Source organism: Bradyrhizobium guangxiense (assembly GCF_004114915.1).
In the GTDB taxonomy this organism is placed as follows: domain Bacteria; phylum Pseudomonadota; class Alphaproteobacteria; order Rhizobiales; family Xanthobacteraceae; genus Bradyrhizobium; species Bradyrhizobium guangxiense.
The window spans coordinates 4,935,328-4,948,510 of record NZ_CP022219.1 but is presented as its reverse complement, the minus strand read 5'-3'; the positions used below and the strand labels follow the sequence as shown (position 1 = coordinate 4,948,510).

Sequence of the window (13,183 nt, the reverse complement as noted above, 5' to 3'; positions counted from 1 at the left end):
CCGGCATTTTGATGCCCCCGTCCTTAACAGAACCAGACCGTTAGGAGCGCACTTGGAGGACCTGCTGCGCGAGGCAACATGCTCCCCCACGACTTTCTGTGTTGCTGCGGTAGAACCATTTTTGTCTCTCTCTGCTACCTACCAGCAGAAATCCGACAGATGGACATTGGTATCTTGCAAAAAAGCAGCAGGCTCACGACGGTCCGATCGTGGAGATCGATCCCGTGGCTGCATCTCACCTTGCGCGGTCGAGACGATGTCATCTGCTCGGATCAGTGACTTTCAGCCGGCTTCCTATCGTATGCCCCGCCTGGCGTGAGGCAATGGCCGGCACGAGCGTCGGCGACTCACCTGCTATGCGCAACGCGAAATAGGCGATCGTGGCTTGGAGACCATCCTTCAGCGCTACGCGCGGGCGCCATCCGAGCAGTCGCGCGGCGGTGTCGATGACCGGCTTGCGACGCTTCGGATCGTCCTTCGGCAGCGCCTCGAAGCGGAGCGAGGAGGTTGACTCCGTATAAGTCAAGACCTCTCGGGCGATTGCTTCGATCGCAACCTCGTGCGGGTTGCCGAGGTTGCAGGGACCGGTCACCGATGAGGGGCTTTCCATCAGCAACTGGAGGCCCCTCACGAGATCGTCGACGAAGCAGAAGCTTCTCGTTTGCGTGCCGCCGCCATAGATCGTGATCGGCTCTCCGCGTAGGGCTTGCACGATGAAGTTGGAGACGACACGGCCGTCGTTCTCCAGCATGCGCGGACCATAAGTGTTGAAGATGCGCGCGACCTTGATCTCGGTCCGGTGCGTGCGGTGGTAGTCGAACATGAGCGTCTCTGCGGCGCGCTTGCCCTCGTCATAGCAGGCGCGTGGACCGATCGGGTTGACGTTGCCGAGATAGGCTTCCGGCTGCGGATGTACCTCCGGGTCGCCGTAAACCTCACTTGTGGAGGCTTGCAGGACGCGAGCACCCTTCCGGCGTGCGAGCTCGAGCATATTGATCGTGCCGAGCACGCATGTCTTCATCGTGCCGACCGGATCCTTCTGGTAATGCCGGGGCGACGCTGGGCAGGCGAGGCTGTAGATGCGGTCGATTTCCCCGTCAATCTCGATCTCATCCCGCACGTCATGCTCGATGAAGCGGAAGCTCGGATGGTTGAGGAGCGGTCTGATGTTGTCGATCCTGCCGGTGAAGAGATTGTCGAGGCATATGACGGTGTTGCCGCGCTGCAGGAGCGAATCGCAGAGATGAGAGCCGATGAACCCGGCGCCGCCGGTGATGAGCACGGTCGGCGAACGACGGAGGGTGGGGACGCGGGACTGAAGTGTCATGGCAAGCTCTCTTGGAGTTCAGCGACCTGAACCGGACGGCCGCGGAGAAGACGCGCGGATTTGCGCCGATGGCGCGCGGTTGCTTCGGCGTAGTAACCCTCCAGCTGGCGGGCTCGGTGATCGGCGGTGTGATCGGCGAGAACGCGCCGGCGTGCGCTCTCCGCGATGGCGCGCCGACGCTCCTCGGGCATGTCGCGCAGGATCTCGATGACGTCGCGCGGGGTTGAGGCCAGAAGGATTTCCCGCGACGGCTCGAAGATGGTTTCGATGCCCGACCATCGATCTGAGATCACGGGCGTGCCGCAGGCGGCCGCTTCGAACAGCCGGACGCTCGGCGAAAAGCCCAGCGCACGCATGTCGGCGCGGGTGGCGTTCAGCGCGAACCGCTGTTCCGCGTAGAACTGCGGGTGCTGCTTCGGCGCGAGATGCTCGACCCGCGTGACATTGGCCGGCCACGCAATATCAGGGGGGTATTGCGCTCCCGCGACCGCAAACTGCACCGACGGCAGCGTACGCGCTGGAGACAGCAGCAATTGCTCGAGGATGGGCTGCCGATCCTCGCTATAGGTCCCGAGATAACCGAGCGCCCATCTCGTATGCGCCCGTTGTGGTTTGTAGGAGTCGGTATCGGCACTGCAATAGAGAACCCGGGCCATCGGGCTGCCGTAGCGCTGTTCGATCATGACCGGTACGGGTCCGCCGGAAAATGAAAGATAGAGGTCGAAACGGGGTATCATCGTCGGCGCAAGATAGTCGAGGCCCTGGTCGAGTCTCGCCAGCGTCACCGGCGTGTCGATGTCGTAGAAGGCGGTGATTCCCCGCGCCTGGCTTGTGATCCATTCGGAGATGGCGACACCGTCGGGCACATAAGAGCCGATGATGACGAGGTCTGCATCTCGGATCAGCTTGCCGAATCGGCGGGGCACGTCCCTCGGTGACTGATAGAGCTCGACAGTCCACGAGGACGGCTTGGTCAGATCGCGATGCTCGCGATACCAGGCGACGTCGCGTTCAAGGAACGTGACGCGGTGGCCTCGTCGCGCGAGGGCCTCGATCAGAGCGCGATAGGTCGTGGCATGACCATTGCCCCAGGACGATGTGACCGAAAGACCGACGACGACAATGCTCAGTTTCATTCTGCTGCCTCGATGCGCGAGCTGCTTCCGACAAAAAGATCGTTGAACTGGCGGGCACGGTGTCGATAGGTGTGGTGGCTGAGAATGCGTGCGCGGGCACGGCTCGCGATCGCGCCGGCGCGATCAGAGCTGAGAGCGCCCAGATGACTGGCCACCTCGGCTCCGCTCGCGGCCACCAGCACCTCGCGATCCGGCTCGAGGAAATGGTCGATGCCGTCCCATTGATCGGTGATCAGGCAGGCGCCGGCGCCGATCGCCTCGAATCCCCGCGTCGGCGGCGAGAAGCCGTAGCGGGCCATGCTGTCGCGATTGACGTTGAGGGTCGCAAGGCCGGAGCCGAAGAATGCGTTGTGCTCACCGGTGCCGACATGCCCGATTTTGCGGATGTTCCTCGCCGTGTCCTTGGTCTCCCAGCCGGAACCGCCGAGAACGAACGATTTGTCCGGCAGCTCACGCGCGACCTCGAGGAAGAAGTGTTCAACGCGCTTCTCGCGATCAGGCAGGCGATTGGCCAGCAGGCTGAGATCGCAGGCGAACTCCGGTTTGGTCGGGGACGGAAAATGCGTCTCGGGGTCGAGGGCGTTGTAGATCGGTACGCAATCCCGCGCGCCCATGGCGCGATAGGCCGATACGACGCCGTTGCCGCCGCCATAGGTCAGGACCATATCGTAGGAAGAAACGGCGCGGCGCAGATGATGCTCGGGATCGCTTGCCATGGCTTCCAGCGTGGCGGGGGCATCGACATCCCAGTAGATCCGCATGGTTCTGGATGGCAGGGCCGCCAGCGCGATCTCCAACTCCTGGTCGAAGACGCCGACGCCGCTCGCCTTGATCAGCATGTCAGCCGATCGCGCCGCTGTATCGAGCGAGCTGCGCCAGCCATCGGCCGTTGCGGGATAGACGATGACCTTCGCCCAGTCGGGATCCGCAATGTCGCGATGGGCTTGCCGCTCGAACGCGTCCGGCTCGAAGAAGGTGATGTCATTCCCGAGTGCCGCAATCTGCTTGAGCATGCCGCGATAATAGGTGGCGGCGCCGTTCCAGTAGGACGAGACGAGGCTGGATCCGAAGAAGCAAATCTTCATGCGGAGGCTCCGACGTAGCGCAAAGGCCGAGACGACGTCTCAGAGGCACGAATGCCGTCCACGATGGTCACAAGCTGTTGAGCGCGATGCCGGCAGGTATGGCGCTCCCGGATCGTTTGCAGCCCTGTGGCCACCATGGCGGCAGACAGCTCGCGATCATCGAGCACGGCACGGAGCGCACGCTTCATCTCCGCGCCGTCGGCGACCTGGAGATAAGCGCCTTCCGGAAACAGGCTTTCTGCGTCGGACCAGGGAGCCGAGATCAGGGGAATGCCGCAGGCGAGCGCCTCGAACACACGGATGGTGGGAATGCCCGGAAGCGACCGCACATAAGGGCCGCGAGGTACGTGCACGGTCGCGCGCGCTCCGGCGAACGCGACCGGCGCCCAGTGTGCCGGCAGCCAGCCGCCATGGCGGATGCCTGCGGCCCGGATGGTCTGGAGAGCGACGTCGGAGTAGCGAACGCCATACACGCTCGCGCGCAAACCCAGATCGGCAACGGGTTCGATCAGAAACTCATTGAGCTCGGCGCTGCGTTCGCCATCGCCCCAATTGCCGATCCAGACCAGATCGTCGGTACGCTGGACATGTGGCAGCGGGTGATACATGGCGGTATCGGCGGCCTCGTGCCAAGTATAGGCACGATCCGCCCAGCCGAGCTTCATGTAGATCTGGCGAAGCACCTCACCGAAGGCGAGTACGCCGTCGAACGCATCGAGGTCGAACTGCGCAAGCTCGTCCGGCGCAGTGATCGCCCGGTGATGAGTGTCGTGAAACAACAAAGTGAAAGGAGCGCCCTGTGTGCGCTTGGCGCCGATCTTCTCTATCACATCAGGTGAATTCCATTCGTGCACGATGACGAGATCGGCGCCATCCAGTGCCTCGTCGAGATCGAGCGAAGCATCGTAGCGGCGAATTGAGACGCCGGGAAAAAGCTGACCAATCGTCTGCAGCGCCTGACTGCCGCTCTCTCGGATGGCATTCAGCCGGCTCCAGCCATCGACCGGCTCGAACACGACGACCTCGTGGCCGAGCGCATGCAGCTCGCGGGCATAGCCGCGCAGGAAATGCGCGTTCCCATTGTTCCAGCAGGAGGTGAATGCGTGGTAGAACAGGACGCATTTCATGCGCGCACCTCGAGCTGGCTGGATCCCGATCGGACGTGACACGAGGCGAGCAGCTCTTCGTAGAGCTTGAGATAGGCGCTGGTCGTGCGCACCAGCGAGTAGCTCAAGGACTGTTCATAGGCGGCGCGTTGCAGGCGTGCCCTTCCGGGGGCATCGTCACAGAGCTCGGCGAGGAGTCCGTGCAAGGCCTCGCTGTGGTCGGGATCAAAGAACCGCGCGGCTCCGCTCCACAATTCCCGGAAAGTCGGGATGTCCGAGAGCACGAGCGCGCAGCCGGCGGCAGCCGCTTCCAGGACGGAGAGGCCGAACGGCTCGTACAGAGCGGGGCTGACGAAGATCGCCGCATGCTGAAGATGGCCACGCAGGACATTGTGCGGCAATTGTCCAAGCCAGGTGACGCCCACGGATGAATCTGCGTCAGTGGGTCCGGCGACTTGGACCGGCCAATCCAGTCCCGGTGCGGCGGCCGCCAAGATTTCGATGTTCTTGGCACGGTCCCAGAGCCGTCCCGCCGCGAAGATAAGGTCCTCCTTTCGGCTTGGAAGGCCCCCGGCAGCAATTCCATTCCAGATCACGGCTCCGGGTGAGCGGGGGTGATAGATCTCCACGATCTCATCGTGGAACGATCGGCTCCGGCAGACCCAGGTCTGCGTGCTGTTGAGCGCGGCGGCCACGCGTTCGGTGTATCGCGTCCAGCGGGGCTCGCCGAGCCAGGCCGTATCCCGACAAGCCAGCGCCCATGAGTTGACGCACGAATGCGCCACGAGAACCGTCGGCGCACGCCACGGCAGGGTCGCCTCCCGAAAGCTATTGAGGTGGACGATGTCGGGCCTGAGCCTCGCTTCGAGGCCGGCGAGGACACGTTCGGCCTTAGGAAAGTCGCGCCCCTCCGGATCCTGCCACTCCAAGGCGAGGTCGGTTTCGACCAGCCTGATCCCGGAGTCGCGCAGCGCCTCGCTCGGGTCGGGGCGCGCAGGTGGGCCCATCGTCGCCAAAGTGACGTCGGCGCCGGCGGCGGCAAGGCTTGCGGCGAGGTCGCAGGAAAAAGTCCACACGCCGCCGACAGTGTCGGTCGTCATCAGTATTTTGACGTCCGCTCCTCGGCTCATGGTGCCACCGGATGTTCGAGGGCGTCGAGCGGGATTGGCCGGTCGTTCTGCACGTCGCTGAACCGCTCGAACATTCCGAGATAGTGCAGGTGCGCGCGCTCCCAGGCGAAATCGTCCGCCTCGCCCCACAGCTTTCGGTAGTCCGGCGAGCCGGGATAGGGGTAGAGCGGCACCGGATCATTGGCCCAGATGCCGGCATCCTGCATCTTGCGGCGCCAGCGTTGCACGATGGGATCGTCGTCCTCAGGCACCTCGATCAGATTGGCCTGCACGAACGGGACGTGCCGGCGGGCCTCGACCAGCCGGTCGGCGAGCTGGTCGGTGGTCATCTTGCAGTTCTTGGCGAGCGCGGCGCGTCCCTCAACGGTGAGACTCTCGATTCCGGCCTCGATCGACACGCAGCCGGCGCGGCCGAGCAAAGCGAGCATATCGGGCTTCCAGAGATCGATACGGGTCTGCACGCCGAACTTGAGTCCGCGCGCGCTCAGCCCTTCCAGAAGCTCGGGGTTCGGAAGGAAAATCTCGTCGATGAAATAGATATACTCGACTCCTTGCCCACGCAGGCGATCGATCTCGTCGAGAATGATCGCGGGCGGCCGTTTGCGGTAGGCGTTGCGGAAATTCTCCTTGGCGCAGAAGGTGCAGTTATACGGACAGCCCCGCGACGCCTCGACCTCCGCTCCGGGTCCGACAGGTTTGGCCTCGAACCGGTGATGATGGTGATGATGCCGCTGGATCATTTCGTCCGGCCAGACAAGCGCAGGCTGATCCCTGAATTCGACCGCCTGCGGACCACCATTGACGCGGATCGAGGCATCGTCTGCAAAGCACAGGCCGGGAAAATCGCGCTCTCCGTTTGCCAGGCGCAGCAAGGATGCTTCGCACTCGCCCATCACGATGATGTCGACGCCGAGCTTTCTCAGTGCCGCTCGCGGCGTCGTCGAGCCGTGCGGCCCGACGGCGACCAGGACCGGTGCGAGATCGCGTACCGCCAGGGCAAGCTCCTGCGGAACGCGCAGCTCCGGCGGCGCGCAGCGCCAGAACAGATAGGTCGGCGCCGTCGTGATCACGATCAGGTCGGGCTTGAACGTGCGTAACTCGGCCTCGATATCTCCTAGCGACAGATCGAACATGTGCGCATCGAGCAGCAGCGTCCGGTGCCCGGCCGCTTTCAAATAGTGCTCGGAGATCCCGAGCTCGAGCGGAAGGTGGGGGGAGCGGCAGCCGAAATAGATGCTGCCGCCAAAATCCCAATCCGGATTGATCAGGGCGACGCGCGTCATGCCAGGGCCTCGCGGCTGCCGTGATTTGCTCCGAAGCGGCTGTCCAGCCATGCGTGAAGCGAGTGAAGGCCCTCGGCCACCGAAACCTGCGGTGTCCAGCCAAGTGCGGTCGACAGCGCCCGGGTGTCGGTGACGTACCAGGGCTGATCGCCCGGACGCCAATCGGCAAAGCCGTAAGCGATCTCGCGGCCCGTCAGTTCGGCAATGTGATCGATGAGCTCGCGAAGGCTGACCGCATTCGCCGGACCGCCGCCGAGATTGAACACGCGCCCGCGCGCGAGCGCGATCCGGTCGAGCACCGCGAGCCAGGCCGTCACTGCATCCGACACGTGCAAGGCGTCGCGAACCTGATGGCCGTCACCGTAGATCGTCAGCGGCTTGCCGCGGATCGCGCTCAGCAGGAAATGTGCGATCCAGCCCTGGTCCTCGGTGCCGAACTGCCGCGGCCCGTAGATGCAGCTCATGCGCATCACCACGGTCTGCAGTCCGTAGACCCGCGCGTAGTCGTGGACGTATTGGTCCGCGGTCCCCTTCGAGCAGCCATAGGGACTGTAGAAGTCGAGCGGCGCATTCTCGGAGATGCCGTCCGCCAGCATGGCGCTCGCGGGCATGTAACGGCGGCCCGCGAGCACGATCTCGCTGTCCTCGATCAGGCGGCCATAGACCTTGTTGGTGGACGCGAACACCACCGGCGCGCGGCTGTTGTGCAGCCGAACCGCTTCGAGCACGTTCAGGGTGCCGCGTGCATTGATCTCGAAATCCGTGGCTGGATCGCTCACGCTGTCGGTGACGGCGACCTGGGCTGCCAGATGCAGCACCGCGCGGGCCTCCCGCACGGCATCGATCACCGGGATCGGTTCGCGAATGTCGGATACCGTGATGGTGACGAGGTCGCCATGTCTCGATTTCAGCCAATGCGCGTTCTCGCGCACGCCGGCGCGGGCCAGATTGTCCAGCACCAGGACGTGCTCGCCGCGTTCCGCCAGCCGGTCGGCAAGATTGCAGCCGATGAAGCCGCAGCCGCCGGTGATCAGGACGGGCCTGTTGTCTCGCTCGTTCGTCACGCGACCAATCCTCGCTTTAGCAGTTCCTGGGTCGCCCGCTCGGCCTGGTCGTCGGCGATCTGGTCTGCGAGATAGTCCGCGAGCTCCTCGAGGCCGTCCTTGAAGATTACGTGCGGCTCGAAGCCGAGCAGATCGCGCGATTTGCCGATATCCGCGAAACAGTGCCGGATGTCGCCGGCGCGGTATTTCCGGGTGATCTCGGGCGCGATATCGCTGCGTCCCATGACTTCGGCGAGATCCTCCGCGACCGACAGGATGGTGCGGCTTTGGCCCGAGCCGACGTTGAAGACATCCTGCGCATGCTCCGCTTCCAGCGCGATGCGGCAGGCACGGGCGACGTCATGCACATGAACGAAGTCGCGACGTTGCTCGCCGTCCTCGTACACGAGCGGCGGCCGGCCGTTGAGAAGCCGCGCCGCGAAAATGGCGAGCACGCCGGTATAGGGATTGGACAGGGCCTGGCGGGGGCCGAACACGTTGAAAAAGCGCAGTGCCACGGTCGGGATGCCGTAAGCCTTGCCCGTGATCAGGCACATGCGCTCCTGTGCGAATTTGTTCAATGCATAGACCGAGCTCAGCGACGGCAGCTTTGTCTCCGGCGTCGGCACGGGATCGAGCGGACGGCCAGCCGTATCGCGCAACTCCCACTCTCCTCGACGGAGCTGCTCGATCGATCGCTCGTCGCAGGTAACGACGCTTTGATCCGGCCTGCGACAGAGGCCTTCGCCGTAGATGCTCATGGAGGAGGCGACGACCAGCCGCTCGACCGGCCGCTTCGACACCGCCTGGAGGAGGACGGCGGTGCCGAGCTCGTTCGTGCGGACATAGGGCTCGATGTCGTACATGCTCTGGCCGACGCCGACAGCGGACGCGAGATGCAGGACCATATCGGCGCCGCGCAGGGCGCGCTCGACGGCACCACCGTCGGTGACGTCACCGACGATGAGTTCTGCGTCGCCGGCGAGATAAGACGGGCGCTGACGGTTGCCGCCGTGGACCTGCGGCGAGAGATTGTCGAGAAGGCGCACTTCGTAGCCGGCGGCAAGCAAGACGTCCGCCGCATGGGAGCCGATGAAGCCCGCACCCCCCGTGATCAATACCCGCGTCATGCACCGCTCCGTACAACCGCAAGACCGGTCCGTTGGGATCGGTCGATGATGTCTGGTGAAGCGCACTTTGCTGACTGGTCGGACGACCCGCGCGCTGGTCACGTTTGGAGTTAGAAGCGATGCAAGGAATGTTCGTTCCTCGAAATTGTACAAACGAATATTTCTCTAACCTGGATCAATAACCCAGGTGAATCGACCGACTAGCTGCGGCTACTAGAAGTGCGCGCCGTGCAGGAGAGCGGGCAGCTCCAGATGCTTGGCCACGGTCGCGCCGATATCGGCAAAGCCGTCGCGACGGCCGATCTGCGCGGTTGCTTGCGTCGTCCAGCTCAGGATCGGCACCTGCTCGCGGGTGTGATCGGTGCCTGGCCACGTCGGATCACAACCGTGATCGGCGGTGATGATCAGAAGGTCGTCGCTGCGCAGGCGGGACAATAGCTCGGGAAGGCGATCATCGAAGGCTTCGAGTGCCGCGGCATAGCCCGCGACGTTGCGGCGATGGCCATAGAGCGTGTCGAAATCGATGAAGTTGGCGAACAGCACCCCTCCGTCCGCAAGCCGTGCAAGCCCCGCGAGCGTGGCATCGAACAGCGCCATGTTGCCGTTGCCGCGCAGGTTTCGCCCGGTCGCGCGATGGGCGAAGATGTCGTCGATCTTGCCGATGGTCGCGATGTCACGATCGGCGCTTGCGGCAAGATCGAGGATGGTGATTCCAGGCGGCGGCACCGAAAAATCGCGCCTGTGGGCGGTTCGCCTGAATTCGTTCGGGCGCGTTCCGACGAAGGGCCGGGCGATGACGCGGCCGATGTTGAGGGGGTCGATCAGGCGCCTTGCAATCGTGCAGATGTCGTAGAGGCGTTCGAGGCCAAAAGTCTCTTCGTGTGCCGCAATCTGGAACACGCTATCGGCGGACGTGTAGCAGATCGGCATCCCCGTTTGCATGTGACGCTCCCCGAACGCGGCAAGGATCTCCGTGCCGGAGGCGTGGCAATCTCCGAGGATGCCGGGTAATTCGGCCTGCTCGCAGAAGGCCTTTGTCAGATCCGCAGGAAAGCACGGCGTCGTTCGAGGGAAGTAGCCCCAGTCGAACGGGACGGGGACCCCGGCGATCTCCCAATGACCTGAAGGCGTATCCTTGCCTTTCGAGATCTCGCTGGCGGATCCGAATTGCCGGTACCACGCTTGGCCCTCCAGTCCCGGCGGCACGCGCCCGGTGGCGAGGTGGCAGGCTTCGCCGAGGCCCAGCGCGACGAGATTGGGAAGCCGGAGCGGCCCCTCGCGGGCGTTGCTGTCGGCGCGGCCAGCCGTGCAAGCATCCGCAATGTGACCGATGGTGTCGGCGCCGTCGTCGCCGTAGCGTGGGGCATCGGGCGCGCCGCCGATGCCGACGGAGTCCATCACGAGGATCAGGGCACGCATGTTGGCTCTCTGATGCGAGGATCAGTTGGCGCTGAGAAAGGCGAAAAGCCCGTCTTGGTGCAGTATCGATCGATCATCGATGCGCAAAAATCGGCGAATTCATTGACCTCAAGTGGGGGGCTGGTGTGATGCGGTGCGATGCCTCGATGCTCGGGCGTGAAGCAGAATGTCACTGTCACCTCAAATTCCGCCAGCGCATCCATCTGGCGATCGAACCAGGCGAGCGCATTGGGGCGGAAGCTGTCGGCCCACGACAGCCCTGTCCTGAGATGGGTCACGCCGAGGCGACGCAACCACTGCACCGCGTCTTGGAGCCGATGGTCCTCGAAATGGAACCACTGGCAGAGACCCATGGCCGGCGCATATGCGCCGAACAGATCGGCGGCCGCCTTCGGTGTGCCGTCCTCGCGCAGCAGGCCCATGTGAAAATGCCGGTAGTAGGAGGAGCCTTCGGCTTCCTTGTGCCGTGTCGTTGCTTCCCAGGCGGATGGCAGATCGTAGAGGCTGTACCAATGGATGCGCGGTGCGCGTCCGATCAGGAGCTCGGCGGTGCGCGACAGGCCCCAGGCTTGCACCTCTTCGGCACCGAACGAGGAGACGCCGACCTCCGTCACCCAGACGGGAAGCGTTGTGACCGCCTTGATCTCGTCGATCTTGGCCGGCCACTCGCCGATCTGCCACAGGTTCCAGTCGAGCGGGAAGCCGTGCACGGCGACGGCGTCGAAATTGTCGAGCACGCCGCGGCTCTGCATCTTGCGCATGAAGGACGGATCGATCGGCGAGATGCCGCCGAGCACGATGGGCAGCGCCGACCGTGCGCCGCGGATCGCCTTGCCAGCGGCGATGGCGAGATCCGCGAACATGACCCAATCCGGGTCGATCTGAAGATCCCAATGCGATTTGTTGTTCGGCTCGTTCCAGATCTTGGCAGCCTCGATCATCAGCTTGTGCTCCGGGATGGATAGACCGGGCCGTCGGCTTGTGGCCGCTCCGTCCGCTTGCAGAGATAGACTTCTTCTTCCGGATGCGCAGTGATGGCATAGCCAGCGCTGCGCAGCATGGCCTCGACACAGGCACGGTTCGGCACCCACCAATTGGTGGGGTCGTCGGCATATCTGTGCTCGATGAAGTGGAGCTTGGGGTAGCCGCTGGAATCGAACTGGTCGGTGGTCCAGAAATCGTAATTCTTGTCGATCGCGTCGATACGGCTGTCGCCGCGCTGCATCGATTGAAACAGCAGGAGGTCCTTGGCGACGTGCTCGTGGATGAGATCCAGCGCCAGCAGCGGATGACGCAGGTGATAGAGCACGCCCATGAAGATCACGAGATCGAATTTCTCGCGGAGCTGTCCGACATCATAGGCCGACATCCGGCGGAATTCGATCCTGAGGCCGTTCACTTCGGCGGCGAAGCGCGCCTGTGCGAGGTATTCTTCGTCGGTATCGAGCCCGAGCACGCGCTCGGCACCTCGCCGCTTCATCTCCATGGCATAGAACCCCGCGTTGCAGCCGATGTCGAGTACCGTTTTGCCTTCGAGGCGGTCCGGAATGATTCCGGAGAAGCGGCGCCATTTCACATTGGGATAATCGCCAAGGAAATGGCTTGGCGCGGTCGGCACGCCGTTGAGGTCGAGATTGTGAAACCACGGACCGAGCGCGTCAACGCGCCTGCGAATTTCCTCGCGCGTGAGCAGCGCTCCCGTCATGCCGTTGCTCCATCCGTTGCTCCATTGTTCGTTGCGGCGATCGATCGGGCTCCATCGGTCGAGCCTCCGGCCCGCAATCTCGACCGGGCGTCGGCGCCGCTGCTCTCCGCGAGAAGAGCCATCGCGGTGCGATAGCCATCGACGGTTCCCACATCGACATAGGACTCACCTGCCTTGATCCCGATGCCGGTGCCACCCGCCTGGAGATAGGCATTGACCAACGTGCCGAAATATTCGTCTTGCTTGTCCCGGTCGATCCAGAGTGCGTGCAATTGGCGAAAGCCGGTGGCCGACATCCTGAATGCACCCCAGATCCACCGTGATGCCGGATCCGGCTGCTTGACCTGGATCTCACGCACATTATCGCCATCGAGAACGACGGCATCGAAAAATTCCGGGCGCTCGACCGGGAAGAGCAGGAAGGAGAGTTCGGCATCGGGCAGGGCCTGTAGCGCGGCCTTTGGAAACCAGACGGTGTCAGGCAGGCCGACGACGACGTCCTCGTCATGGCCGACCACGGTGCCTGCCCTGAAGACGGCATCGCACAGGCCGGATGCGTCGGGCTGGACGACATAGGCGAGCTGGGCGCTGCCATAGTGATCGCCGAAATATTCCAGAATGTCGGATTTGCCGGACGAGATCACGAAGCAGATCTTGTCCGCGCCGCCGAGGATCAGACGCTCCAGCAGATATTCGGAGACCGCGCAGGGACGCTCCGTGCCGTCGTCGCGCCGGCTGCCGACAGGCAGTAGCTCCTTGGAGAAAGCCAGTGGCTGGATGCGGCTGCCGTGGCCCGCGGCCGGAACGATGCCCCACATG

At 63.7% G+C, this 13,183-nt stretch carries 12 protein-coding genes; all 12 read right to left on the bottom strand.

The window, feature by feature from the left end; genetic code table 11:
- Positions 1–259: 259 nt before the first annotated feature.
- The 12 genes from X268_RS23760 to X268_RS23705 all read right to left on the bottom strand — a co-directional run bounded on the left by X268_RS23760 (position 260) and on the right by X268_RS23705 (position 13,182).
- A complete protein-coding gene (locus X268_RS23760) occupies positions 260–1,327 on the bottom strand; it encodes a UDP-glucuronic acid decarboxylase family protein (protein ID WP_128927171.1) in 1,068 nt (355 codons plus the stop codon).
- Positions 1,324–2,463, bottom strand: a complete 1,140-nt coding sequence (locus tag X268_RS23755) for a CgeB family protein (RefSeq protein ID WP_128927170.1) — start codon at positions 2,461–2,463, stop codon at positions 1,324–1,326. The genes X268_RS23760 and X268_RS23755 overlap by 4 nt, the downstream gene beginning before the upstream one ends.
- A complete protein-coding gene (locus X268_RS23750) occupies positions 2,460–3,548 on the bottom strand; it encodes a CgeB family protein (protein WP_128927169.1) in 1,089 nt (362 codons plus the stop codon). Before X268_RS23750 ends, X268_RS23755 begins: the two co-directional genes overlap by 4 nt.
- Positions 3,545–4,675 carry a CgeB family protein gene (locus tag X268_RS23745; RefSeq protein WP_128927168.1) on the bottom strand — a complete coding sequence of 377 codons (1,131 nt, stop codon included), beginning with the start codon at positions 4,673–4,675 and terminating at the stop codon, positions 3,545–3,547. The genes X268_RS23750 and X268_RS23745 overlap by 4 nt, the downstream gene beginning before the upstream one ends.
- Entirely contained in the window at positions 4,672–5,784 is a 1,113-nt protein-coding gene (locus X268_RS23740) for a glycosyltransferase family 4 protein (RefSeq protein ID WP_128927167.1), read from the bottom strand. Before X268_RS23740 ends, X268_RS23745 begins: the two co-directional genes overlap by 4 nt.
- Positions 5,781–7,067, bottom strand: coding sequence for a TIGR04295 family B12-binding domain-containing radical SAM protein (locus tag X268_RS23735; protein WP_128927166.1), 1,287 nt, complete (start codon positions 7,065–7,067; stop codon positions 5,781–5,783). Before X268_RS23735 ends, X268_RS23740 begins: the two co-directional genes overlap by 4 nt.
- Entirely contained in the window at positions 7,064–8,131 is a 1,068-nt protein-coding gene (locus tag X268_RS23730) for an NAD-dependent epimerase/dehydratase family protein (protein WP_128927165.1), read from the bottom strand. The genes X268_RS23735 and X268_RS23730 overlap by 4 nt, the downstream gene beginning before the upstream one ends.
- A complete protein-coding gene (locus tag X268_RS23725) occupies positions 8,128–9,240 on the bottom strand; it encodes an NAD-dependent epimerase/dehydratase family protein (RefSeq protein ID WP_128927164.1) in 1,113 nt (370 codons plus the stop codon). Before X268_RS23725 ends, X268_RS23730 begins: the two co-directional genes overlap by 4 nt.
- Positions 9,241–9,453: 213 nt before the next feature.
- A complete protein-coding gene (locus X268_RS23720) occupies positions 9,454–10,659 on the bottom strand; it encodes a phosphopentomutase (protein WP_128927163.1) in 1,206 nt (401 codons plus the stop codon).
- Positions 10,647–11,600 carry a glycoside hydrolase 5 family protein gene (locus X268_RS23715; RefSeq protein WP_128927162.1) on the bottom strand — a complete coding sequence of 318 codons (954 nt, stop codon included), beginning with the start codon at positions 11,598–11,600 and terminating at the stop codon, positions 10,647–10,649. The genes X268_RS23720 and X268_RS23715 overlap by 13 nt, the downstream gene beginning before the upstream one ends.
- Positions 11,600–12,364 (bottom strand): TIGR04290 family methyltransferase, encoded by a 765-nt coding sequence (locus tag X268_RS23710; protein ID WP_128927161.1) that lies wholly within the window; start codon positions 12,362–12,364, stop codon positions 11,600–11,602. Before X268_RS23710 ends, X268_RS23715 begins: the two co-directional genes overlap by 1 nt.
- Complete coding sequence (locus tag X268_RS23705; RefSeq protein WP_128927160.1) at positions 12,361–13,182, bottom strand: sugar phosphate nucleotidyltransferase; 822 nt, start codon at positions 13,180–13,182, stop codon at positions 12,361–12,363. The genes X268_RS23710 and X268_RS23705 overlap by 4 nt, the downstream gene beginning before the upstream one ends.
- Position 13,183: the final 1 nt, after the last annotated feature.

Coding starts and splice junctions, on each gene's coding strand:
- X268_RS23760 (WP_128927171.1), bottom strand. CDS start 1,327: ATGACACTTCAGTCCCGCGTCCCCACCCTCCGTCGTTCGCCGACCGTG.
- X268_RS23755 (WP_128927170.1), bottom strand. CDS start 2,463: ATGAAACTGAGCATTGTCGTCGTCGGTCTTTCGGTCACATCGTCCTGG.
- X268_RS23750 (WP_128927169.1), bottom strand. CDS start 3,548: ATGAAGATTTGCTTCTTCGGATCCAGCCTCGTCTCGTCCTACTGGAAC.
- X268_RS23745 (WP_128927168.1), bottom strand. CDS start 4,675: ATGAAATGCGTCCTGTTCTACCACGCATTCACCTCCTGCTGGAACAAT.
- X268_RS23740 (WP_128927167.1), bottom strand. CDS start 5,784: ATGAGCCGAGGAGCGGACGTCAAAATACTGATGACGACCGACACTGTC.
- X268_RS23735 (WP_128927166.1), bottom strand. CDS start 7,067: ATGACGCGCGTCGCCCTGATCAATCCGGATTGGGATTTTGGCGGCAGC.
- X268_RS23725 (WP_128927164.1), bottom strand. CDS start 9,240: ATGACGCGGGTATTGATCACGGGGGGTGCGGGCTTCATCGGCTCCCAT.
- X268_RS23720 (WP_128927163.1), bottom strand. CDS start 10,659: ATGCGTGCCCTGATCCTCGTGATGGACTCCGTCGGCATCGGCGGCGCG.
- X268_RS23715 (WP_128927162.1), bottom strand. CDS start 11,600: ATGATCGAGGCTGCCAAGATCTGGAACGAGCCGAACAACAAATCGCAT.
- X268_RS23710 (WP_128927161.1), bottom strand. CDS start 12,364: ATGACGGGAGCGCTGCTCACGCGCGAGGAAATTCGCAGGCGCGTTGAC.
- X268_RS23705 (WP_128927160.1), bottom strand. CDS start 13,182: ATGTGGGGCATCGTTCCGGCCGCGGGCCACGGCAGCCGCATCCAGCCA.